This window comes from Pseudomonas sp. C6002, assembly GCF_013385805.1.
GTDB lineage: Bacteria > Pseudomonadota > Gammaproteobacteria > Pseudomonadales > Pseudomonadaceae > Aquipseudomonas.
Genome location: NZ_JACAPH010000021.1, coordinates 242,698 through 264,919, shown reverse-complemented (window position 1 = coordinate 264,919; position 22,222 = coordinate 242,698). Strand labels below are relative to the sequence as shown.

Annotated in this window: 22 protein-coding genes; 13 read left to right on the top strand and 9 right to left on the bottom strand. The window is 59.7% G+C overall.

What is annotated here, in order from left to right; all coding sequences use genetic code 11:
- Positions 1–11: 11 nt before the first annotated feature.
- Positions 12–677 (bottom strand): RraA family protein, encoded by a 666-nt coding sequence (locus tag HX817_RS15175; RefSeq protein WP_134326042.1) that lies wholly within the window; start codon positions 675–677, stop codon positions 12–14.
- Positions 678–794: 117 nt separating this feature from the next.
- Between HX817_RS15175 and HX817_RS15170 the strand changes: the two genes are divergently transcribed.
- Positions 795–1,691 carry a LysR family transcriptional regulator gene (locus tag HX817_RS15170; RefSeq protein WP_008433274.1) on the top strand — a complete coding sequence of 299 codons (897 nt, stop codon included), beginning with the start codon at positions 795–797 and terminating at the stop codon, positions 1,689–1,691.
- Between the two features lie 51 nt (positions 1,692–1,742).
- The gene (locus HX817_RS15165) at positions 1,743–2,666 is read left to right on the top strand and encodes a LysR family transcriptional regulator (RefSeq protein ID WP_177040511.1); all 924 of its coding nucleotides are present in this window, start codon (positions 1,743–1,745) and stop codon (positions 2,664–2,666) included.
- Here HX817_RS15165 and HX817_RS15160 read toward each other — a convergent pair.
- Positions 2,569–3,273 (bottom strand): TetR/AcrR family transcriptional regulator, encoded by a 705-nt coding sequence (locus tag HX817_RS15160; protein ID WP_177040510.1) that lies wholly within the window; start codon positions 3,271–3,273, stop codon positions 2,569–2,571. The two genes, HX817_RS15165 and HX817_RS15160, sit on opposite strands and share 98 nt — an antisense overlap.
- 124 nt (positions 3,274–3,397) lie before the next feature.
- Here HX817_RS15160 and HX817_RS15155 point away from each other — a divergent pair, with 124 nt between their 5' ends.
- The 4 genes from HX817_RS15155 to HX817_RS15140 all read left to right on the top strand — a co-directional run bounded on the left by HX817_RS15155 (position 3,398) and on the right by HX817_RS15140 (position 7,151).
- A complete protein-coding gene (locus HX817_RS15155) occupies positions 3,398–4,621 on the top strand; it encodes an MFS transporter (protein WP_003207907.1) in 1,224 nt (407 codons plus the stop codon).
- A gap of 112 nt (positions 4,622–4,733) precedes the next feature.
- Positions 4,734–5,114: a type 1 fimbrial protein gene (locus tag HX817_RS15150; protein WP_003207908.1), complete on the top strand. Its 381-nt coding sequence runs from the start codon at positions 4,734–4,736 to the stop codon at positions 5,112–5,114.
- Between the two features lie 22 nt (positions 5,115–5,136).
- Positions 5,137–6,042 (top strand): LysR family transcriptional regulator, encoded by a 906-nt coding sequence (locus HX817_RS15145; RefSeq protein ID WP_003207910.1) that lies wholly within the window; start codon positions 5,137–5,139, stop codon positions 6,040–6,042.
- Between the two features lie 116 nt (positions 6,043–6,158).
- Entirely contained in the window at positions 6,159–7,151 is a 993-nt protein-coding gene (locus HX817_RS15140; protein WP_003207912.1) for an MBL fold metallo-hydrolase, read from the top strand.
- A 7-nt stretch (positions 7,152–7,158) separates the two neighbouring features.
- Here HX817_RS15140 and HX817_RS15135 read toward each other — a convergent pair whose 3' ends face one another.
- Positions 7,159–8,082 (bottom strand): LysR substrate-binding domain-containing protein, encoded by a 924-nt coding sequence (locus tag HX817_RS15135; protein ID WP_087692926.1) that lies wholly within the window; start codon positions 8,080–8,082, stop codon positions 7,159–7,161.
- Positions 8,083–8,278: 196 nt separating this feature from the next.
- Here HX817_RS15135 and HX817_RS15130 point away from each other — a divergent pair, with 196 nt between their 5' ends.
- The 5 genes from HX817_RS15130 (at position 8,279) to HX817_RS15110 (ending at position 15,059) form a co-directional block, all read left to right on the top strand.
- Positions 8,279–9,199 carry an ABC transporter permease gene (locus tag HX817_RS15130; RefSeq protein ID WP_003207915.1) on the top strand — a complete coding sequence of 307 codons (921 nt, stop codon included), beginning with the start codon at positions 8,279–8,281 and terminating at the stop codon, positions 9,197–9,199.
- Positions 9,200–9,206: 7 nt separating this feature from the next.
- Positions 9,207–10,070 (top strand): ABC transporter permease, encoded by an 864-nt coding sequence (locus tag HX817_RS15125; RefSeq protein ID WP_008433279.1) that lies wholly within the window; start codon positions 9,207–9,209, stop codon positions 10,068–10,070.
- Positions 10,071–10,132: 62 nt separating this feature from the next.
- Positions 10,133–11,713 carry an ABC transporter substrate-binding protein gene (locus HX817_RS15120; protein ID WP_177040509.1) on the top strand — a complete coding sequence of 527 codons (1,581 nt, stop codon included), beginning with the start codon at positions 10,133–10,135 and terminating at the stop codon, positions 11,711–11,713.
- Between the two features lie 5 nt (positions 11,714–11,718).
- Complete coding sequence (gene argH / locus HX817_RS15115) at positions 11,719–13,224, top strand: argininosuccinate lyase (protein WP_023659030.1); 1,506 nt, start codon at positions 11,719–11,721, stop codon at positions 13,222–13,224.
- An 11-nt stretch (positions 13,225–13,235) separates the two neighbouring features.
- Positions 13,236–15,059 (top strand): ABC transporter ATP-binding protein, encoded by a 1,824-nt coding sequence (locus HX817_RS15110; RefSeq protein WP_177035758.1) that lies wholly within the window; start codon positions 13,236–13,238, stop codon positions 15,057–15,059.
- A gap of 44 nt (positions 15,060–15,103) precedes the next feature.
- On the opposite strand, the gene HX817_RS15105 is transcribed toward HX817_RS15110, so the two are convergent.
- The 6 genes from HX817_RS15105 to HX817_RS15080 all read right to left on the bottom strand — a co-directional run bounded on the left by HX817_RS15105 (position 15,104) and on the right by HX817_RS15080 (position 20,438).
- Positions 15,104–15,400, bottom strand: a complete 297-nt coding sequence (locus tag HX817_RS15105; RefSeq protein ID WP_003207921.1) for a DUF3144 domain-containing protein — start codon at positions 15,398–15,400, stop codon at positions 15,104–15,106.
- A gap of 82 nt (positions 15,401–15,482) precedes the next feature.
- Positions 15,483–16,775: a sorbosone dehydrogenase family protein gene (locus tag HX817_RS15100; protein ID WP_177040508.1), complete on the bottom strand. Its 1,293-nt coding sequence runs from the start codon at positions 16,773–16,775 to the stop codon at positions 15,483–15,485.
- Complete coding sequence (locus tag HX817_RS15095; protein WP_087692924.1) at positions 16,772–17,200, bottom strand: DUF2231 domain-containing protein; 429 nt, start codon at positions 17,198–17,200, stop codon at positions 16,772–16,774. The genes HX817_RS15100 and HX817_RS15095 overlap by 4 nt, the downstream gene beginning before the upstream one ends.
- Before the next feature lie 123 nt (positions 17,201–17,323).
- A complete protein-coding gene (gene proP / locus HX817_RS15090) occupies positions 17,324–18,826 on the bottom strand; it encodes a glycine betaine/L-proline transporter ProP (protein ID WP_003207926.1) in 1,503 nt (500 codons plus the stop codon).
- Between the two features lie 128 nt (positions 18,827–18,954).
- The gene (locus tag HX817_RS15085; RefSeq protein ID WP_177040507.1) at positions 18,955–19,845 is read right to left on the bottom strand and encodes a bestrophin family protein; all 891 of its coding nucleotides are present in this window, start codon (positions 19,843–19,845) and stop codon (positions 18,955–18,957) included.
- An 86-nt stretch (positions 19,846–19,931) separates the two neighbouring features.
- Positions 19,932–20,438: a GNAT family N-acetyltransferase gene (locus HX817_RS15080; RefSeq protein ID WP_177040506.1), complete on the bottom strand. Its 507-nt coding sequence runs from the start codon at positions 20,436–20,438 to the stop codon at positions 19,932–19,934.
- Between the two features lie 101 nt (positions 20,439–20,539).
- Between HX817_RS15080 and HX817_RS15075 the strand changes: the two genes are divergently transcribed.
- Positions 20,540–21,448, top strand: coding sequence for a bifunctional oligoribonuclease/PAP phosphatase NrnA (locus HX817_RS15075; protein WP_177040505.1), 909 nt, complete (start codon positions 20,540–20,542; stop codon positions 21,446–21,448).
- A 78-nt stretch (positions 21,449–21,526) separates the two neighbouring features.
- Positions 21,527–22,222 carry a tRNA (adenine(22)-N(1))-methyltransferase TrmK gene (locus HX817_RS15070; RefSeq protein ID WP_177040504.1) on the top strand — a complete coding sequence of 232 codons (696 nt, stop codon included), beginning with the start codon at positions 21,527–21,529 and terminating at the stop codon, positions 22,220–22,222.

Below are 22,222 nucleotides of genomic sequence, written 5' to 3'. Positions count from 1 at the left end.
GATGACTCCCCTCAGCCTGCCAGGCCGGCCTGTTGCAACACCTTGTCGATCCAGCTCTGGCGCACTGCACCGCTGGCGATTTCGGCTTTGACTTGCTCTTCATGGGCCGCGTGTTGCGCGGCCTTGCGCAGCACTTCGGCGGCGTCGGCCTGGGAGAAGGCGACCAGGCCATCTTCGTCACCCACCAGCACATCCCCCGGGTTGATCAGCATGCCGCCGATGGACACCGGCACATTCACCTCGCCCGGGCCGGTCTTGTAGGGGCCGCAATGCACCACGCTGCGGGCGTAGCAAGGGGTGTCTTCGAAGCTCGCGACATCGCGAATCGCCCCGTCAATCACAAACCCCACGCAGCCGCGTTGCTGGGCGTAGAGCTTGACCAGTTCGCCGATCACCGCGTTGTTGGTGTCGCCCTGGGCGTCCACCACCAGCACGTGGCCCGGCTCCAGCATGCTCAGGGCCTTGTAGATCAGCAGGTTGTCGCCGGGGCGGGTTTTCACCGTGAGCGCGGTGCCCACCAGCTTGCCGGTGCGGTTGTAGCGGTTCAGCCCACGGGCGCCGATGTGCCGGCCGAGGTTGTCGCTGATGTGCGGGGTGACCACGTGAGTGAAGGCTTCGAGCACTTCGGCAGAAGCCAGCGGCGGGTTGGGGAGGATGCGGGAACCGGGCAAGGACATGGCTGTAACTCCGATTGATCTTATGGGTCTGTGGCTAGATCTTAGGAGTGATGAACATACAGTTTTAGCGATATTTTATTATCTGATAGGATCGCTTTTTCTCATGGGAGATAGCCGATGATCACGTTCAAGCAAATCGACGCGTTGTACTGGATTGCCGAGCTGGGCAGTTTCGAGGCGGCGGCGAACAAGCTGAACATGTCGCAGTCGGCGATTTCCAAGCGCATTCAGGAGTTGGAAGAAACCTTCGATGTGGAGATTTTCGACCGCAGCAAACGCAATGCGCGGTTGACGGAAAAGGGCGCCGAGTTGCTCGACTACGCCAAGGACCTGCTGGAGCGTCGTGACTACATGCTGGAGCGGGTCAGCACCCGTGAAGTGCTGGTGCGCAGGTTTCGCCTGGGGGTGACGGAATTGACGGCTTTCACCTGGTTGCCGGCGCTGGTGGAGGCGTTGCGCGAGGCCTATCCCAAGGTGCAGATCGAGCCGTCGGTGGAGTTGAGCAGTGAGCTGTTTCGCAAGCTGGAGAGTGATGAGCTGGACCTGGTGATCGTGCCTGATGCCTACAGTGATTCGCGCTTCCTGAGTACGCCGCTGGGCAGTGTGGAAAACGCCTGGATGTGCGCACCGGGGTTGGTCAGCGAGGCTGATCCGGTGGGGCTTGAGGCATTGGCCGGGTATACGGTGTTGACCCAGGGTTCGCACTCGGGGACGGGGCTGATTTATGAGCGCTGGTTGGCAGCGCATGCTGTGCAGATGCCGCGCAAGTTGACCAGTCATAACCTGTTGGTGCAGGTCGGGCTGGCGCTGTCGGGGGTGGGGGTGAGTTATTTGCCCAAGGGGTGTTTGTCGCATTTGATCGAGCGCGGGGAGCTGCGCGCGCTGGTGACGGAACCGGCGCTACCGAGGGTTGGGTATGTGGCGTTGCATCGCGGGGATCGGCAGTTTGGCTTGAACCAGAATGTGGCGCAATTGGCGGTGCAGTGTTGTGATTTTTCGCGGTTGTTGTTTTAGTTTTTCGAAGCAGTGAGCGAGTCCTTAAAGACCTACCCGGTGTAATCCATCATGAAACGCCATTTCGAAGATTTGCAGCTGGGCAGCATCGAGCTGTTCTGCCTGGCCGCCGAGGCCAGCAGCTTTACCGCCGCCGCCCAGGTGGCAGGCGTGACCCCGGCGGCGGTGAGCCGCAGCATCTCGCGGCTGGAAGAGCGCCTGGGCTCCCGGCTGTTTGTGCGCACCACCCGCAGCATCCGCCTGACCGATGGCGGCCGGACATTTTTCGAGCAATGCCGCCAGGCGCTGACGCAACTGGTGGAAGCCCAGCAGGAAATGATGGGCGCGCAATCGGTGCCGTCCGGGCTGTTGCGCATCAGCATCCCGACCACCTACGGCCATCACCGGATCCTGCCGCTGCTGCCGAAATTCCGTGCGCTGTACCCGCAAGTCAGCGTGGATATCCACATCAGCAACCGCAACATCGATTTCGTCGCCGAAGGCTATGACCTGGCCATTCGCGTGCGGGCCCAGCCGGACTCGACGCTGATTGCGCGGTTGCTGGAAGACGCCAGGCTGGTGGTGGTCGCGACGCCGTCATACCTGAAGCGTGCCGGCACGCCCCAGGCCCTGGAGGATTTGCCGAACCATGAGTGCATCCAGTACGAATTGCCGAGCAACGGGCGGCGCATTTCCTGGCTGTTCCAGGTGGACGGCAAGGAGCGGGAGTTTGCCGGGGAAGCAGGCTACAGCTGCTCTGACGACGTGCTGGGTGGCGTAACCCTGGCCAAGCACGGCGCGGGGTTATTCCAGACCTACAAGTTCATCGTCGAGGAGGAGTTGGCCAACGGCAGCCTGGTGGAGGTCTTGCAGCCTTACGGCGGGCGCTCACGGCCGTTTACCTTGCTGTATCCCCATGGCCGCTATGTGCCCCATCGGGTGCGGGCATTTGCGGATTTTCTGCTGGAGCATCGCGCCGAATGGGCGGCGCTGTAGCGGCGGATAAGTCCCAGGTCAGCATCAGTTGGCCAATGGCAGTATCGATGGCATCAGCGTCGACGCCATCCCGGGCGAGGATCGACACGCCTTGCAGAAAACTGTCGTAGACCGTGGCCATGGCACGGGCGTTGGTCTCGGAGGGTAACTGGCCCGCCCGGATGCCGCGCTCGACACAATGCACGATGCCCGCCCGTGTGCGCTCTCGCGAATGGGTCAGCCCATGGGTGACTTGTGCGTTCTCGGGGGAGGGCGCGCTCATCACGCCCAGGGCTACCATGCAGCCTTTGGGATGCCCCTCTTCACACTGCATGCGTGCGGATTGGCGCAACGCCGTCTCGATGGCCTGGCGCGGTGGCAGGCTGTCATCCCAGAGGCATTCGGTGACCTGGGCGAACGTCGCCAGATAACGCTGCACGCACTCCTGGAACAGCGCGTCCTTGGAGCCGAACGCCGCGTAGAAACTCGGCGCGGAGATGCCGCCGCCCAATCCGGCTTTCAACTGGCTCAGGGACGTCGCGTCGTAACCGTGCTGCCAGAACAGGTGCATGGCCTGTTCCACGGCCTGGTCGCGGTCGAAGGTGCGGGGGCGGCCCATCTGTGCCATGTGGAAATCCTCTCGGGTGATGAGATAAATACTAGTCGATACATAAGTCGTTGACAACGCTGCGTGGGGCGCCCAACATTTATATCGATCGGTATTTAAGTCCTCTCGCTCAAGGAGTTTCCCTGTGACCCCCTCAACCACCTTATCGGCAGACGCCGTTCCCGACCGCTTGCCCGTCGGCGCCTTGCTCGCCCTGGCCATGACCGGTTTTATCTGCATCGTCACCGAAACCCTGCCGGCGGGCCTGTTGCCGCTGATCAGCGATGGGCTGGGAGTTTCAGCGTCCATGGCCGGGCAGATGGTCACCGCGTATGCGCTGGGCTCGGTGCTGGCGGTGATCCCGCTGACCATCGCGACTCGCGGCTGGCGTAGACGCAATGTGCTGCTGCTGACCATCGTCGGTTTTCTGCTGTTCAACTCCATCACGGCGCTGTCCTCCCACTACGGGCTGACGTTGCTGGCGCGGTTCCTCGCCGGGATGGCGGCGGGGCTGGCCTGGAGTTTGTTGGCCGGCTATGCGCGGCGCATGGTTGAGCCTCATCAGCAGGGCAAGGCGTTGGCGCTGGCCATGGTAGGAACGCCGATTGCCCTGTCACTTGGCGTACCGCTGGGCACCTGGCTGGGTGGGCTGGTGGGCTGGCGCACCACGTTCGGGATCATGTCGGCACTGACCCTGGTGCTGATTGTCTGGGTGCTGGTGAAAGTGCCTGATTACCCCGGCCAGTCGGCCCATCAGCGCATGCCGTTGCGCAAGGTGCTGACCACTCCGGGTGTGCGGCCAGTGCTGGCGGTGGTGATCTCATGGATGCTCGCCCATAACATTCTCTATACCTACATCGCGCCGTTCGTGGCTCCGGCGGGCTTGGTGGACCGTGTGGATCTGGTGTTGTTGGTGTTTGGTATAGCGGCGCTGCTCGGGATTTGGGTGACTGCCCGGTTGGTGGATGTGGCGTTGCGCAAGACGGTGCTGGTCAGCCTGGCGGGCTTTGCGGCGACGTGTTTGGCGTTTGGTTTTCTGGCGCAGGTGCCGGGCGTTATTTACCTCGGCGTGGCGGTGTGGGGCTTGAGTTTTGGCGGCGCTGCGACGTTGCTGCAAACCGCACTGGCGGATGCGGCAGGCGATGGAGCGGACGTGGCACTGTCGCTGAACGTGGTGGCATGGAACAGCGCGATCGCCGGAAGCGGCGTGGTGGGTGGCGTGTTGCTGGATACCTGGGGCGTGGCGTCTTTCCCATGGGCAATGTTGGTGTTGCTGGCGGTGGGCTTCGCGATTGTGTGGTGCGCGCGACTCCATGGCTTCAAGCCGGGGCACCGGGCCCACGGTAAACCTGTGGTTGGCGGGCACTGATATTTCCAAAGTCTTTGGAAAAACCGCTTCTAACATCAGACAAATCTTAAAATAACCTGCTGCTCGGCCGATATCCCGGGGCATAGGCTTTATCACCCCCGGGAGTATCGGCATGCGCATCAAGAGAATGTCTGCAATCCATGTTGGCCTGTTGTTCAGCCTGTCCGGTGCCTGCATGGCCGCGAGCCCGGTGGGGCAGGGAGTCATCTCGTTTCACGGCAGCATCGTCGAAGCGTCTTGCACACCGCTCGCCGTGGCCAACGGGATGAAACTCAACAATTGCCCTACGTCCGCACGCGGCAGCGCCATCAGCGTGCGCAGTGTGCAACCGGTGGGCTCGGTCACGGCCCTCGACCACAGCGCCGTGAACGTGAAGCTGGTCGCCGACAGTGGCCGGGGAGACCGCTATTACCAGCAGCAATATGCGTTGGTGGATGGCCAAGGGAGGCCTGTGACGTCGGGGCAGTATCTGATTACATTAACGTCACCTTGAGAGATGGCAGTGGATCAACCCGATGAACCTGACTGGACACAACCTCGCGCTCCTGACTTCCCTCAGCGTCTTGCTTGAGGAGAGGAACGTCACGCGGGCGGCGGCGAAGCTCAACCTGACGCAGTCGGCGTTATCCGCGCAGTTGTCGCGGTTGCGTGACCTGTTCGGCGACCCTTTATTGATGCCTGCTCAGTCCGGAAAAGGCATGGTGCTGACAGCACGTGCCGAACATTTGCGTCAGCCGTTGCGCCAGGCGTTGCAGGTACTGGGGACGGTGGTCGGTGACCTTCCATGCTTTGATCCAGCCAAGTCGGACCGGACCTTTGTGATTGGCGCGAACGATAACGCCGCTGCGATCGTCGCGCCCCGGCTGGTGCAGCTTGTGCAGGCTGCGAGTCCTGGGGGCATCCGGGTTTCGATACGTGCGATCGACCAGGTGTTGCTTGGCGATCAGTTGGAAAGCGGCGAGATTGACGTCGCGCTGGTATCACACAGCCGTATCGGGAACCTGTCGCACGAGTTGCTGCTGCAGGAAGAATTCAAGATGGCCCAGCGCGCCGATCACCCTCGCGGATCCGCGCCACCAACGCTGGAGGAATACCTGGGCCTGGAGCATGTGGTGGTGTCGGGTGCCGTGAACAGCTTTCACGGTTTTATTGATGATGTGCTCGCGCAGAAGGGGCGTGCGCGCCGTGTCGCGGTGTCGGTGCCTTACTACAGCATCGTTCCATTGCTGCTGCAGAACAGCGACTGTGTAAGTGTGCTTCCGTCCCGTTTCCTGAGCCGTTATGAGCGCTCGCTGGCGGCCCTTGCTCTGCCCCTCGAGGTGCGCGACTTCAGTTTGTTCTCTGCCTGGCATCCACGGTTCGACAAGGACCTGGCACATCTCTGGTTGCGCGAACAACTCAAGCTCTGCGTGCTTTCCTGACGACATCAGGCCCTGGCAGGTATCTACGCCACACATACCTGGCATGCGGAGTTTCGATTTCAACTATAAAAAACGCTTGAATAGGATGCCGCCGATTCCAACTGGAGAGCTGCACCATGACCAAGCTGACATTTACCCGCGTGTTGAATTACACGGCCCTTGCTGCTGCTCTGGCACTGGGAGCCATCGCGGCACCGGCGGTGGCAGTTGCCGCCGCGCCCCAAGTCAAAACCCAGGCCCCTGGTTACTATCGCACGATGCTTGGAGATTTCGAGGTCACCGCGCTGAGTGACGGCACCATCGATGCACCGTTCGACAAATTGCTGAATGAGCCGGCTGCCAAGACCACTACCGCACTGCGCAAGGCGTTCCTCGGGGTGCCCACCGAGACCTCGACGAACGCGTATCTCGTCAATACCGGCACTCGGCTCATCCTGATCGATACCGGCGCTGGTGCGCTCTTCGGGCCGACCCTGGGCAAGCTCGCGGCCAACCTGCAGGCAGCCGGCTACAAGCCGGAGCAGGTCGATGACATCCTTCTCACGCACATGCACCCGGACCACGTGGGTGGGCTGGTTGCCGAAGGGGTGATGGTGTTTCCGAACGCCACGGTACACGCCGACAAGCGTGACGCCGATTACTGGCTCTCGCCGGCGAGGCTGGAGCCTGCCTCGGCCGACGCCAACAGCTTCGTACCCGAGTTCGCGAAGGGTGCAATGGCTTCCTTGAACCCGTATATCGCGCTTGGAAAGTTCCAGCCTTTCCAGGGCAGCGGGGAGATCCTGCCGGGGTTCAAGGCGCTGTCCAGCTATGGCCATACCCTGGGGCACACCAGCTACCTGGTTGAGAGCAAAGGCCAGAAGATGATTGTCGCCGGTGATCTGATCCACGCCGGTGCCGTGCAGTTTGCCGACCCGTCGGTGACTATCGAGTTTGATACGGACAAGAAAGCCGCCACCACTGCCCGCGAGACCGTGTTCAGCCTGGCTGCGAAAGAGGGCGCGCTGGTCGGCGCGGCGCACCTCTCGTTTCCCGGCCTGGGGCATTTGCGTGGTCAGGGCGCCGCGTGGCAATGGGTGCCGCTGAATTACTCAACCGAACTGAAGTGACTCGCGATTAGTACGCTTCACGGGGAATCATGGAAATAAACTCCGACCTGAAGATACCTTCCATGACCTGCATGAAATCCGAGGCGAGCTTGGAGCGCTGCTGGTGACCCGGAAATACCATCGAAACCTCGAAGGGTATGTCCTGGTCCAGCGGTCTGAACGTAAGGCCCGGGTATTTCGAGTAGGAGGCGGTGAATGGATCACACACGGTGATGCCGAGCCCCCCGGACACCATTCCGCAGGCGGAGTGCGCGGCGGTGGTTTCAACGCTGGAGACGCCTGCAACACCCCGAGCCTCCATGGCTGATGTGATGCGTCGCTGCAAAGGATTGTTGGCGTTCAGGGTAATCAGGCGTCGCCCGTGCAAATCCTCCAGGGTCACCACGTCTTTGGTGGCCAACATATCGTTGGCCGGCATCACGCACACCGCGCTGATGGGTGGCAGGTTGATCACCTGGATCCCGGGATATTCCCCTGAAGGAATCTGCACAAAACCAATATCGATCTGGTTGGCAGACGTCAGTTCCAGGATGCCCACCGAGTTGCGCACATCCAACGAGGTTCTGACCTCGGGGTGCTTTCGCGCGAATCGGCATACCCCCTCAGCCACCACACTGAGCCCCAGCGTGCTCATTGAACTGATCCTCAATGTGCCGGTGCGCAGCGTCACAAGGTCCTCTGCAACCCGCTCGATGCGTTCTATGCCTTGATAAAACTTGTCCACCTCCGCGTACAACACCTGTGCTTCCGCCCCGGGAATGAGGCGATTGCCTTCACGGCGAAACAGTCGAAGGGAAAGGACAATTTCGAGGTCGCGGATGAGCCGGCTGATGGCCGGTTGACTGACCTGAAGTGCCTCGGCGGCGATAGTCATGCTTCCGGTGAGCATGACCGCCCTGAAAGCTTCCAATTGGCGAGGATTGAGTTTCATTGTGGCTCTCGATCGAATGTTGGAGGGCGCATTTTTGCGAGCGTATAACATTTTGTTATGTGCGTCCAACCTGTTACCGGTTTGCTATAAGCATGTAACGGCGCGATGATTTAGTTGCGTGGTTTTACCAAAGAAAAGCAGTTCCCGTTATTAATATCGGGTGCCGCTTAAGTAAAAATAAAAAAGAGGATAGCGCGTGCTGAATTATACCGTCCGCAGGTTGTTACTTCTGCTTCCGATGCTGCTGGGAGTCTCCATTGTGGTCTTCCTGGTCATGCACTTTATTCCGGGAGATCCTGCGCAGCTGGCAGCAGGTCCGGATGCAACAGCGGAAGATGTTGCGCAAATAAGGCAAAACTACGGATTGGATAAGCCGCTAATCAATCAATACCTTATTTATGTCAGGAAAGTTGTCGTGGGTGATTTTGGCGAGTCATTCCAGACATTCACGCCCGTGCTCGAAGGTATAGCCAGAACTCTTCCCGCCACGATTGAACTGACCGCTGCCGGAATGTTGCTTGCCGTCATCATTGGTGTTCCCCTCGGTATTGCGGCCGCTTTGAAGCCCAGAGGCTTCCTTGATAGTTCGCTGACCACCGTTGCAGTTCTGGGCATATCAATGCCTGGCTTCTTTCTGGGACTGATACTGATGCTGATCTTTTCAGCCAACCTCGGATGGTTGCCGCCGACCGGCAGAGGCGGGCTGCAACACCTGATATTACCGGCCTTGACACTTGGTTTGCCGTATGTTGCAACTTTTTCACGGCTGGCCCGATCCACCATGATGGATGTGCTGAGGGAAGATTATATTCGTACTGCCTATGCGAAAGGTGTACCGAGTTACAAGGTAGTACTCAAGCATGCACTTTCCAATGCGGCCATTCCATTGGTGACAGTATTCGGTATGGACTTCGGCCGGTTACTGGGTGGCGCGGTTATTGTCGAGACAGTATTTGCCTGGCCGGGAATGGGGCGGCTCTTGATTGATGCAATCATGGCTCGGGATATTTATGTCGTCCAAGGCACAGTTCTTGTGTTTGCCGCGGTGGTGGTAATTATCAACTTAATGGTGGATTTGGTTTATGGCGTCCTCGACCCTCGCGTCACTTACAACTGAGGCCGATATGAAACTTCCGAAAAAATATCGGTTGGGCTTTGTCAGTTTCCTTATTTCCAATAAGCGCTGGTTCGCGTTTGCTTCATTGATCGTGATCCTGGTGATGGTTGCTGCGGCGATAGCTGCCCCTTTGTTGTTTGATTGGGATTCGGTCACCAAGATCAACTTATCAACGTCCCTTGTCGAGCCCGGTGCAAGTTCCTGGCTCGGCACGGACCAATTGGGCCGTGACTTGTTGGGTCGAGTCGTGTGGGGGGCACGAATTACGCTCACCGTCGCAGTTTCAAGTGTCAGCATTGCGATGGTCATTGGCATCGCTTTAGGTGCGGCGTGTGGCTATTACAACGGCGCCATCGCCGGGGTGGTGATGCGGGTCATGGACTCGATGATTGCATTTCCCCGGACACTGGTTGCCATTCTGGTCATCACGGTGGCGGGCAACAGCATAGTAAGCCTGACACTGGCCATCGCCATTTCAACGATCCCGATTTACGTGCGTTTCTTTGCCGGGCCGGTCATGGCATTGAGAAACCGCGAGTTTGTATTGGCCTCCAAGTCGATTGGCGTCAGCGATCTGCGGCTGCTGCTGATACATATCCTGCCGAATATCGGTTCGCTGGTCATTATCCAGGCCACCGTCTCGCTGGCTGAAGCAATCCTCATTGGTTCCGGGCTCAGCTTTCTGGGGCTTGGCCCGCCGCCGCCCACCCCGGAGTGGGGCTCGATGATTGCCGAGTCGCGGCCGTTATTGACCACCCATCCCTACGTATTGATTGCGCCCGGATTTGCACTGGTTTTGACCATATTGAGTTTCAACATTGTGGGGGATGCGTTGCGAGACTACATCGACCCGAAATCACGTAACGCATAAATGAGTTCGGCGCGGTTAAACACGCCCTGTGTGTCCACCAGAATTATCAAGCGAGAAAGATTATGCGGCGTCTGAATTGCCTGGAAGTATTGATACGGAGTTTCGCTGTTGTCGGCATCCTTGGACTGTCGGCGGGCCTATCGTTTGTTGCCAACGCCAAAGACCTGAAGAAGCTGACATTCGTTCAAGGCGCTGATATCGATACCCTGGACCCAGCGATTTCGCGCAGTGTGCCTTCCTATAACGTGATTAATCACCTGTTTAATCGGTTGGTCGCATGGGACGGTCACGGGCATAACACGTTTGTAGCTGATTTGGCGCAGTCATGGTCAAGGTCCGAGGATGGACGGCAATGGATTTTTATCCTGAAACCGGGAATTACCTTTCATGACGGCACGGCATTTGATGCTGCAGCGGTGAAGTTTAACCTGGACCGAATCATGAACCCCAAGCTCGGTTCTCCGCACCGGTCCTACTATGCGGATATAGCTTCGGTGGATGCGCTAGCGCTGAATGAGTTACGCATCACCACAAAAAATCCGTCACCCACAATGTTGGAGTTACTGGCAAAAGAATCTTCGTCAATCAGCAGTCCGGCCGCTGTCGTTAAATATGGACGGGCTTATGGGCACCATCCCGTCGGTACCGGGCCCTACGTATTTGATAGTTGGATACCCAACGACCAGGCCGTTATTCATAAGAACAACGCTTTTTATGGAACAACGGCAAAACCGGAAACCATCGTGTTCCGTCCGGTCAGGGAAGATTCTTCCCGAGTCATAGAGCTGCGAACGAACAATGCGGATATCGCGGCAAATTTATCGCCCGAGGCGGCTATTGAATTAAAGGAACTGAATAAATCCACCTTGCTGCGGGTACCCAGCACATTCCAGGTGTTCTTTGAAATGAACCTGACCAAACCGCCCTTTGATGACCCGCGCATACGGAGGGCGGTGAGTATGGCGATTGATCGCCAGGCATTGGTCGACAAAGTGTTGTTGGGATATGGAAAAGTACCCACTGGCCCATTTCCGGAGGGTACGCAAGCCCGACGTGAATTCCCTCCGGTGAAGTACGACCCTGATGCGGCAAGAAAAATAATTAACGAGGTATATCCAGGCGGTTATCCAGGCACCGTAGTTATATGGACCCCGGCGGGACGCTATACCAAAGATCGCCAGGTCTCGGAAGTTGTCCAAGGCTATCTTAACGCCGTAGGGCTGAAGACCGAGTTTAAGGTATGGGAATGGGCAACGTATCAAAAGAACTTGTATCGCCCCGAGCCGGGCAAGGGCACGGGCAAAGGTAGCAATGACGCAAACATGTGGTTACTGGGAACGGGCATATCTGACGCGGATATTCGTTTGCGTCGAAAGTTGTCCAGCGGCGACCCGCAGAATCTCACGGGTTACAGCAACCCTCAGGTAGACAAATTACTTCAGTTGGCCTCGCGTGAACTGGATGAAAAAACACGCATGTCCTATTACGGCCAGATTCAGCAGATTCTATGGGAACAAGACCCGGACAATCTGCCGCTGTTTGACCAGGAGCAAATAATTGGTGTGCGTAAAGCGTTGAATGGCCTGGATGTCGATTATGAAGGGACCATCGATTTGACGAATGTAGAACTTATTGAGCGGTGATTTAAATGTCGAATTTACATGCCAACGAAACACTGTTAACCGACGCTCGCCTGAGTGCTCCTCCCGCTGAACGCATGGTCAAGTACCATGATATTCCGGCACTTGAGACCGAGAAACGTCAGTTTCACGAGTTTGTCGAAGTGGACCTGGCGCACACCGTGATGCTGGTTGAACAGCAGATTCTTTCTGTGTCGGTCGGGCAAGCCATCCTCGCGGAGCTGCGGTTGATTCGGGACATGGTTCCCGCCGACTTCCCGTTTGATGTAAAGAAAGGCAGCTTCCTGCTTCAGGTTGAATCGTACCTTTTCTCCCGGATCGGCGAAGACTCGGCCGGGCAGATGCACACCGGCCGCAGCCGGATAGACCAAGGGGCAACGGTACGCCGCCTGTACGACCGCAAGCGCATCCTGGCGGTGCTGGACCGTATCAATGAGTTCCAGGTGGCGTTGATTCAGAAGGCCTCCACGCATTCGGGCACCATCATGCCCGGCTACACCCATATGCAGCATGCCCAGCCCTGGGTGTTCGGCCACTACCTTTTGAGTTTTACGTCGAGGCTGCACGACAGCTTCAGCCGCTTGATGCACGCTTACACCCGGGTCAATCGCAACCCCCTTGGTGCCGTCGGCCTGGCCGGCACGTCCTGGCCGCTGGACCGTGGGCGCACCACGCACCTGTTGGGGTTCGACAGCCTGGTAGAAAACTCCAAGCTGGGCCGCGAAGCATGGTACGCAGCAGAGACGATTGGCGCATTGTCCTTTGTCATGGCCGACCTGAACGACCTGGCAACCGACCTGCATATCTGGTCGAGCGTCGAATTTGGAACGGTGGAAAGCCACGACGGCTATTGCGGCACCAGCAGTATTTTCCCGCAGAAGAAAAACCCCAGCGGCTTGGAAACCATCAAGAAAGCTGCAGGTGGATCGGTGACCTGGCTCAGCACGGCCCTGGCCACTTTCCGGTCCGAAGGTACCGGCGACCAGGCGATGCGCGACCTGCCGTTGATCCATGATGCGCTGGCCACCACCGAAGGCATGCTGGACCTGTTTACCGGCATCATTGAAACCCTGGTGGTGCATGAGGACCGGATGACAGCCCTGCTCTCCGGGAGTTGGTGCACCGCCAGCAACCTCGCCGATGTGATCGTTCGGGACCGGGGCATCTCTTTCCGCCAGGTCCACCACATCGTGGCCCGCCTGGTGCGTAACTGTCTGTACGAGGGCGTGGCTCCTGCCGGGGTGACCGGCGCCGCACTGGATCAAGCCAGCGTGGAAACTGTCGGCTCAACCCTGGGCTACTCGGATGCCCAGGTCCGCGATGCTTTGAACCCGCGCCGTTTTGTCGAGACCCGCACTTCCGCGGGCGGCGTCGGCCCGGACGAGGTCCGGCGATTATTGTCGATCGCCCAGAACGAACTGGAGCAGGACCGTGAGTGGGTTGCGCAGAGCCGGCGCAAGGTCGATCAATCCCGTGCCGACCTTGACGCGGCCATCTCGGCGATCGTCGATTAAAGGAGCGCCCCATGAACGAGAATTTGGTAGCCCGGGTGAAAAACCTGAGTGTCGGCTTCGGCACCAGAGGGCGCGAGACGCCGGTGGTGCGCGATGTGTCCTTCGAGGTGATGCGCGGTCAGACGCTGGCGATCGTGGGTGAGTCCGGCTCCGGCAAATCCGTCACCTCAATGGCGATGATGGGCCTGATCAAGCGCGCCGGCGGACGGGTGCTTTCGGGCTCGATGGAGCTGCAAACCAGGAATAACCAGATTGTCGACCTGGTGGCGGCGCCCGAGTCTGTCATGCGCACACTGCGGGGCTCGTCCATGTCGATGATCTTTCAGGAGCCCATGACTTCGCTGAATCCGGTCTTCAAGATCAGCGCGCAACTCATCGAAGGCATCTTGCTGCATCAGCGGTGCAGCCGTGCGCAAGCCGAAGCCCAGGCATTACGCATGCTGGACCTGGTGCGTATTCCGGATGCGAAGCAGGTCATGAACCGGTTTCCCCATGAGCTTTCCGGCGGCATGCGCCAACGGATCATGATTGCGATGTCGCTGGTCTGCGAGCCCACATTGCTGATCGCCGACGAGCCGACCACAGCGTTGGATGTGACGGTGCAGGCGCAGATCCTGCGGATTATCAAGGAGCTGCAAGATAGCCTGGCCATGGGCGTGATCTTTATCACCCACGATATGGGCGTGGTGGCGGAAGTCGCAGACCATGTGATGGTGATGAAGAAAGGCGAGACCGTTGAGCAAGGTCCGGCAAGGGCAGTGCTGCAGGAGCCCAAGCAGCCCTACACCCGGGCATTGCTGGCGGCTGTTCCAAAAATCGGCTCAATGCGTGGCACTCAACTCCCCGCAAAATTTGCCTTGATCGATGATGACGTCGCAGCGGGTGCAGAACCTGCGCCTGGCGTGGCCCCGGACTACCAGAGTCCGCCAGTGCTCAGAGTCGAGTCGTTGTCCATTCGGTACGACCTCAAAGGTGGTCTCCTCGGGAAGGTCCGGCGCCGTGTGCATGCCGTCGAAGGCATCGACTTTGATATCTACTCAGGTGAAACGCTGGCCCTGGTGGGCGAGTCCGGGTGCGGGAAATCCACCAGCGCTCGTGCGATTGCCGGGCTGATGCCGATACAAGGCGGGAATATCGTTTTCGGTGGCAAGAACCTTACGACGTTGAACAAGAGCGATATGAACTCGCTGCGCCGCGATATCCAAATGGTCTTCCAGGATCCCTATGCATCCCTGAACCCGCGTCTCACGATCGAGAACAGCCTGCTGGAGCCGCTGCATGTTCATGGCATTGCACATGGCGCGCAAGCACGAAAGCAGGTGCGAATATTGCTGGAGAAGGTGGGGCTGTCGGCGGAGCATGCACAACGCTATCCGCACGAGTTCTCGGGTGGGCAGCGACAGCGGATCTGCATCGCGCGGGCGCTGACTCTGTCTCCGAAGCTGATCATCGCCGATGAAGCCGTCTCGGCGCTGGACGTGTCCATTCAAGCCCAGGTGATTAATCTCCTGCAGGACCTGCAGCGCGAGATGGGCATTTCATTCCTGTTTATTTCCCATGACCTGGCGGTGGTCGAGCGGGTCAGCCACCGGGTCGGGGTGATGTACCACGGACGCATCGTTGAGATCGGGCCACGCCAGTCAGTGTTCGAGCAGCCTCAGCACCCTTACACCCAAAGGTTGCTGAGCGCGGTGCCCTCGGCGGACCTGAACGTGCCCAGAAAGCCGTTCAGCCTGATGGAGGAGCGCGTGCCCAGCAGGATTTACGAGGTGGGCTACAAGGCTCCGCCGATCAGTTACCGCGAGGTCGCCGCGGGCCACTTCGTTGCAATTTGAGCGCCGGGTATCACAGGTCGACACACCGCCCTGTGCGGGCGGGTTCAACTGCCCTTAACGAGCATGTACTTGCTGAAATTGTTGATGTGATCATCAAGATTATCCTCAAGCATCATCCGGTACTGATCACAGAAATACTTCAGCATCGCCTCACGCGCCTGGGCCATTTCTTCGCCGGATTTAAAGCTGCGTGCGCTGACCCAGGCATTGAAGCGTGTGGTGCCGAACATCATCGAGGCGCTGACTTTGCCCAGGTCGGCGAACGCCCTGAACTGCTCGTTGGACAGCTCGATGTGCGCGTCCGCGCGATCATAGAAGCCGTTGTCGGTGGTGTCTGGCATTGCGGTTACCTTCCTGTTCGTGAGTGCGGCGAAGGTACCGCCGCGCTCCACAGGAAGGCAACCACATCGGCCGCTTCAGGCCTTATTTATTGCGCGTCACCCTCCACACCGTGTTGGCCAGGTCATCGGCAATGATCAGCGCACCCTTCGGATCAACAGTGACCCCCACCGGCCGCCCGCGAGTCTTGCCATCGTCCCCGCGGAAACCCGTGGCGAAGTCCAGCGGCTCACCGGCAGGCCGGCCATTGCTGAACGGCACGAAGATCACCTTGTAGCCCACCGGATTGTCCCGGTTCCAGCTGCCGTGCTCGCCGACGAAGACGCCGTCGGCATATTTCTCGCCCATGGCCGGGATGGAAAAATCGACGCCCAGCGCGGCGACGTGGGAACCCAGGCTGTAATCCGGCTTGATCGCGGCGGCGACCTTGGCCGGGTTCTGCGGTTGGGCGCGGGTGTCGACGTTCTGGCCCCAATAGCTGTAGGGCCAGCCGTAGAATTCGCCTTCGCGCACCGAGGTCAGGTAATCCGGCACCAGGTCCGGCCCCAGTTCATCCCGCTCGTTGACCACCGCCCACACCTGCCCGGAGCCCGGTTGAATGGTCAATGCCGTCGGGTTGCGCAAACCGGTTGCATAAGGCTTGTGGGCGCCGGTGGCGGCGTCGATCTGCCAGACCATCGCCCGGTCGATCTCGACCTCCATGCCGCGTTCGGTGATGTTGCTGTTGGACCCGATGCCCACATACAGCGAGCGGCCGTCGGGGCTGATCGCCAGGGATTTGGTCCAGTGGTGATTGATCGCGGCGGGCAGCTCGGTGACGGTGGTGGGCGGGCCACCGGCCTTGGTCTGGCCGTCTGCGTAGTCGAAGCGCACCAGCGCATCCTGGTTCGCCACGTACAGCTTGCCGTCGGCAAAGGCCAGGCCGTAGGGCGCGTTGAGGTTTTCGGCGAACACGGTTTTCAACTCGTAGGTGCCGTCACCGTCGGCATCGCGCAGCAGGGTCAGGCGATTGCCGCCCTTGACCTTGGTGTTGCCCTCGGCCTTGATCACGCTGGCGATCACATCCTTGGGCTTGAGTTTCGCTGCGCTGCCGCCCCGGCCTTCGGCGACGAGAATGTCGCCGTTGGGCAGCACCAGGGTCTGGCGCGGGATCCGCAGGTCGGTGGCGATGGCCGTGATGCTGAAACCCTCGGGCACCGTAGGTTTCTGCTCGCCCCAGGCCACCGGTTCGGCGATCTTCATGCTGGGCAACAGGCCGCGCTGGGGTTCCGGCAGCTTGGGGTCGGGGCCGCGAGCCTGAGTGCTGTCGGCTTCGCCACCGCAGGCGCTCAACAACATCGCCATGCTTAAAACGGTCAGCGTGCTGGAAGGCTTCATTGGGCACCTCCCGAGCGCAGGTTGGTCAGCCCGACCCACGTGGTCACGCAGGCCAGCAGGGTCACGACGGCAGACAGCACCAGGCCCGAAGGCATCACGGCCCAGGCATCCTTCGCATGCTCAAAGGCATTTACCAGGCCCAGCGCCCAGGTCCCCAGCAACAGCAGGAAGTACACCGTGGGGCGCCCGGCCTTGCGGTCGGCACGCAGCAGGTTGACCAGTGCAAACAATCCCGCCAGCCCGCAGAACAGCAGGGCGCCGGCGATCAGCCAGGCGGCGAAGTTGCTCCATTGGATCTGGTAGGTCTGGTAGTAGGCAATGTCGCTCAGCAGGGCGCCGAGAAACAGCGGGACGGTACCGGCCAGCAAGGTCGCGTGAAGCGGACCAGGCGTGCAGCGGTAGGTGAGGGTGGTGGTGTCGGTCACGGGCGGCTCCTTATCGTTGAGCGGCCCTGATGAGGCTCATCAGGGCCGCGCTGACTGCGCTTAAGGAAGGAGCGTGCTGCTTGCGCGTTAGTTCACCCGCTATTCGTTTCCAAATATGTTGCGTCAGTTGATGCGTGGATGTTGCTGCACCAGGTTTTCGCGCTTGGCTTCCAGCTCGGCGATTTGCGCGTCGATATCTTCGATCTTCTGCTCGATATTGTCTTCGTGCTCCTGCAGCAGCTCCTTGGCTTCCTCGATATCCGACGCCGCCGGTGCCGCACCGCGCAGGGGTTTATTGGCGGTTTCCTTCATGGTCAGGGCGGTGAAAAGCCCCAGCACGGCGAACACCATCAGGTAATAGGCCGGCATGTACAGGTTGTTGGTGGTCTCCACCAGCCAGGCCATGGCGGTTGGCGTGAGGCCGGCAATCAGGATCGAGATGTTGAAGGCGCTGGCGAGCGCGCTGTAGCGGATGTGGGTAGGGAACATCGCCGGCAGGGTGGACGCCATCACGCCGATAAAGAAGTTGAGCACCACCGCAATGATCAGCAGCCCCGAGAAAATCAGCCCGAGCTTGCCGCTGTTGATCAGCATGAACGCCGGAATGGCGAGAAAGAACAGCGCGATGCTGCCGAACAGAATGAAGGGTTTGCGCCCGATCTTGTCGCTGACAAAGCCAATCATCGGCTGCACGAACAACATGCCGACCATGATCGCGATGATGATCAACACGCCGTGATTTTCGCTGTAGTGCAGGTTGTGCGACAGGTAGCTCGGCATGTAGGTGAGCAGCATGTAGTACGTGACGTTGGTCACCACCACCACGCCGACACAGGTCATCAGGCTGCGCCAGTGCTTGGTGGCGACTTCCTTGAACGAGACTTTCGGGCCGCCCGCCAGGCCTTCGCGGTCACCTTGTTCGAGTTGCTCCACGTGCTGTTGAAAGGCCGGTGTTTCTTCCAGGGCATGACGCAAGTAGAGCCCGATCATGCCCAGCGGCAGGGCGAGGAAGAACGGCAGGCGCCAGCCCCAGGACTGGAAGGCGTCTTCGCCGATTACCGCCGAAATCAGCACCACCACGCCCGCGCCGAGCACGAAGCCGGCGATGGAGCCGAAGTCCAGCCAACTGCCGAGGAAGCCGCGCTTGCGGTCCGGGGCGTATTCGGCGACGAAGATCGAGGCACCGGTGTACTCACCGCCCACCGAGAAGCCCTGGGCCATCTTGGCCAGCAGCAACAGGATCGGCGCCCAGATGCCGATCGAGTCATAGGAGGGGATCAGCCCGATGGCGAAGGTGCTCAGGGACATGATCACGATGGTCGCCGCCAGGACCTTTTGCCGGCCGTATTTGTCCCCCAGCCGGCCAAAGAACAGGCCGCCCAGCGGGCGAATCAGGAACGGCACCGAGAAGGTCGCCAGGGCCGCGATCATTTGTACGCTGGGAGACGCTTCGGGGAAGAACACCTTGCCCAGCACATAGGCGACAAAGCCATACACCCCGAAGTCGAACCACTCCATGGCATTGCCCAGCGCAGCGGCGGTGATCGCCTTGCGCATCTTGGCGTCGTCGACGATGGTGATGTCATCCAATCCAATGGGATTGACGGTTTTCTTGCGTGATTTCATGGGAATACTCAGCCGCAGGTCCATTTCGATGCCACTGTTTTGGTGGCATGCGCTTAATGGGTCAGATACATGCGGACACTGAATAATTCACCACTGGCTGGATTTTTTTGTTAACGGCCCGGCAAGGATTAACTGATCCGCTCGCCCCCCAGGGAATCACGCTGCATCGACTGCAGGTTTTTCTCGATGGTTTCGCAAAGGGCTTCCATCTGGATCTGGTGCTCGCTGTCGCGGAACGGGCTTTGCAAATCGGTGCCGATGCGTTCGATGGCCAGCAGCATGAAGCCCACCACCGTGGACGCCAGCGGGGTGAACCAGCCCAGGGATTCCACCAGGCCCACCGGCACGATCAGGCAGAACAGCGAGATGAACAGCCGTGGGAAATACACGTAAGGGTAGGGCAGCGGCGTATTGGCGATGCGCTCCATGCCGCCCTGGCTGTTGGACAAATCCACCAGGGTCGACTCCAACCGTGCCAGGCGAATGCTGTCCAGGCGCCCGGCCTTGTATTCCTGGGCCAGCAGGGCTGCGGAGCCGTTGATGATGTCGTTGGAAAAGTTATTGGTACTGGTGCTGCGGGCGAACTCGTTGGCCGGCAGGAAGGCGCGGATTTCTTCCGGGCAAGGCTGGCCCCGCAAGTGCGCCGCCAGGCAGTTCACATAGGCCACGTGCCGGCGCAGCAAGGTCGCCTTTATCGGGTTGACCTCATTGTTCGGGTCATCCAGCAGCGTCAGCACTTGCCGGGCGAAGCTGCGGGAATTGTTGACCATCGCCCCCCACAACGTGCGTGCCTCCCACCAGCGGTTGTAGGCGCTGCTGTTGCGGAAACTGATCAACACCACCAGCGCCGAGCCGAGCAGGGTGAGGGGCATCAGCGGCAGGTTGATCTTGCTGTTGAGGAACAGCATGAAGTCCACGGTGACGGCGATATCCCAGAGCAGCAGCCAGAACAGCGCCCAGCCTACATAGCCCATGGTCTTGATGATCAGGCGGTATTTTTTGATGATGGCAGCTTTCAAACGGAAACCTCGCGGCGAGCGGTAAACATCAATGCCCTAGCTCGGACGGTGTTTACCGGGTAAAGGTTCGCCGGGGGGCCGGGTCTTCAGGCCTGGAATGTCAGGACAAAGCGGTTTTCGCCCTGGGGCTTGCCGTCCGGTGCGGGCTGGTCGGGCACGAAACCGCAGCGGGTGAGGACTTTTTGTGAGCCCACATTCTCGGGGTACACGTACGCCACCAATTGCTTGAGTGCCCAGCGCGCCTGTGCCTCGTGGATCAGATGGTTCAGCGCCAGGGTTGCCAGCCCTTGCCCGCACGAGCGCTCGCCCACGCGGTAACCGACTTCGGCAGAGCCCTTTGGCGAGTCGATGCTTTTCAGGTTGGCGCGACCGACGATTTCGCCGTTGGCGTCTTCGATCACGAACGGGTGCCATGTGCCGGTGGCCAGGCCTGATAGATAACCGTCAATATGCTCGGCGACGCCCTGCACCGAGTAAAACGATGGGTCGCGCGCCTCGATATGCGACTCGAACCAGTCACGGTTACGGGCTTCGAAGGCCAGCAATGCTTCAGTGTCCGTACTGCTCAGCTCGCGAACGCGAAATGACGTCATTGCTCGAATCTCCAGGGTTGTTCTGTCCATTTAGTCATGTTTTCGTCATAAAGGCGTGTGAAATTTGCCTGCCAAAAATATGAAATCATGGAGTTTTTCCGATGAGGGTAGTCACCTCCGGCTCGGCGTATCTGGACATCGATGCATACGCCTGCTGCATTGCGTATGCCGAGTTGTTGAATCGTCAGGGAATCGAGGCGCGTGCCGTCAGCAGTGCTCCACTGAATGCCAGCATCTCCAGGACCGTGCTCGGCTGGCTATCATCATTGGATGACTACCGACCCGGGCCCGGCGATGAGTTTGTGATGGTGGATATCTCGGACTTCCACCACTTCGACCCGGTGGTCGTGCTCGATCAGGTGGTGGAGGTGATTGACCATCACCCGGGGTTTGAAACCTATTGGGCGCAGAGGCTGGGAAGTGCCGCAGACATCCGTTTGATCGGTGCAGCAGCGACGCAGGTTTTCCTGCGTTGGGAAGCGGCCGGTTTGTTGCCGCTGATCAGTGAGCACAGTGCCGCGCTGCTGGCCACGGCAATCCTGGACAATACCCTGAATTTTACCGGGCAGTTGACCACCGCGGCGGATGTTCGGGCTTATGAAACCCTCGCGCTGCTGGCGAAACTCGCGGCAGACTGGCCTGAGCGGTATTTCTCCGAGTGCCAGGCCACTATCGAGTCAGACCTTGAAGGCGCGTTGGCGGGTGACCTGAAGTGGCTGAAAGCCGACAGCAACCTGCCGCAGGTTTTTGTGCAGATGACGGTGTGGGATGCCGGTGCGCTGGTCCGAAAGCATCGCTCGACCATCGCTGATTGGCTGGCGGCGCAGGGGGAGGACTGGCTGGTGAATCTCATCAGTATCCGCGAGTGCAAAAGTTATTTCCTGGCTGAGCCCAAGGTCAGCCAGGAAAAACTGAGCCAGTTGCTTTCCATCGACTGGCAGGCTGGGATGGCGGTGCTGGATCGTTCGCTGTTGCGCAAGGAGCTGGTAAGGCTGGCGGCCACTGATTGACGGCGTTCACCAAAGTGACGTTCCTCTTTGAAGAACCCGCAATACAATGGCCAGGGTATTACCGAAAAGGAACGGCAGTTGAACGAACACACATTGTCCATGCGCCTTGAGCGCGTGGCGACGCACGTCCCCGCCGGGGCGCGCCTGGCGGATATCGGCTCCGACCACGGCTACCTGCCGGTGGCATTGATGCGCCGCGGCGCCATCGTGGCGGCGGTGGCGGGCGAGGTGGCCCTGACGCCGTTTCGCGCAGCCGAGCGCACGGTGCGCGAGAACGAGCTGGAGCAACACATCACCGTACGCCTGGCCAGTGGCCTGGCGGCGATCGAGCCGGGAGACGGGATCAACGCGATCAGCATCTGCGGCATGGGCGGCGAGACCATCCGCGACATCCTCGACAGCGACAAGGCGCGTCTCAGTGGCGAGGAGCGCCTGGTGCTGCAGCCCAACGGCGGCGAGCAACCGTTGCGCCAGTGGTTGATGGAGAACGGCTACCGCATCGTGAGCGAAGAGCTGCTGCGGGAAAATCGCTTCTTCTACGAAATCATCGTTGCCGAGCACGCCGGGCCTGTGACCTACACCGCCGAAGAACTGTACTTCGGCCCGCTGCAAATGCAGGCCCGCAGCCCGGAATTCCTGCTCAAGTGGCAGCGCATCCTGCGCCACAAACAGCAGACCCTGAGCGACTTCGCCCAGGCGCGGCAAGCGGTGCCCGAGGACAAGATGCAAGAGGTCGCCCAGCAGGCGCGGTGGATCGCAGAACTGCTGGCGTGA

Excerpts from the sequence above, each read along its gene's own strand:
- HX817_RS15160 (WP_177040510.1), bottom strand. The coding sequence starts at position 3,273 with ATGGCACAGATGGGCCGCCCCCGCACCTTCGACCGCGACCAGGCCGTG.
- HX817_RS15175 (WP_134326042.1), bottom strand. The coding sequence starts at position 677 with ATGTCCTTGCCCGGTTCCCGCATCCTCCCCAACCCGCCGCTGGCTTCT.
- HX817_RS15165 (WP_177040511.1), top strand. The coding sequence starts at position 1,743 with ATGAAACGCCATTTCGAAGATTTGCAGCTGGGCAGCATCGAGCTGTTC.
- HX817_RS15150 (WP_003207908.1), top strand. The coding sequence starts at position 4,734 with ATGCGCATCAAGAGAATGTCTGCAATCCATGTTGGCCTGTTGTTCAGC.
- HX817_RS15100 (WP_177040508.1), bottom strand. The coding sequence starts at position 16,775 with ATGAAGCCTTCCAGCACGCTGACCGTTTTAAGCATGGCGATGTTGTTG.
- HX817_RS15120 (WP_177040509.1), top strand. The coding sequence starts at position 10,133 with ATGCGGCGTCTGAATTGCCTGGAAGTATTGATACGGAGTTTCGCTGTT.
- HX817_RS15170 (WP_008433274.1), top strand. The coding sequence starts at position 795 with ATGATCACGTTCAAGCAAATCGACGCGTTGTACTGGATTGCCGAGCTG.
- HX817_RS15105 (WP_003207921.1), bottom strand. The coding sequence starts at position 15,400 with ATGCCAGACACCACCGACAACGGCTTCTATGATCGCGCGGACGCGCAC.
- HX817_RS15145 (WP_003207910.1), top strand. The coding sequence starts at position 5,137 with ATGAACCTGACTGGACACAACCTCGCGCTCCTGACTTCCCTCAGCGTC.
- HX817_RS15110 (WP_177035758.1), top strand. The coding sequence starts at position 13,236 with ATGAACGAGAATTTGGTAGCCCGGGTGAAAAACCTGAGTGTCGGCTTC.
- HX817_RS15125 (WP_008433279.1), top strand. The coding sequence starts at position 9,207 with ATGAAACTTCCGAAAAAATATCGGTTGGGCTTTGTCAGTTTCCTTATT.
- argH (WP_023659030.1), top strand. The coding sequence starts at position 11,719 with ATGTCGAATTTACATGCCAACGAAACACTGTTAACCGACGCTCGCCTG.
- proP (WP_003207926.1), bottom strand. The coding sequence starts at position 18,826 with ATGAAATCACGCAAGAAAACCGTCAATCCCATTGGATTGGATGACATC.
- HX817_RS15140 (WP_003207912.1), top strand. The coding sequence starts at position 6,159 with ATGACCAAGCTGACATTTACCCGCGTGTTGAATTACACGGCCCTTGCT.
- HX817_RS15135 (WP_087692926.1), bottom strand. The coding sequence starts at position 8,082 with ATGAAACTCAATCCTCGCCAATTGGAAGCTTTCAGGGCGGTCATGCTC.
- HX817_RS15080 (WP_177040506.1), bottom strand. The coding sequence starts at position 20,438 with ATGACGTCATTTCGCGTTCGCGAGCTGAGCAGTACGGACACTGAAGCA.
- HX817_RS15075 (WP_177040505.1), top strand. The coding sequence starts at position 20,540 with ATGAGGGTAGTCACCTCCGGCTCGGCGTATCTGGACATCGATGCATAC.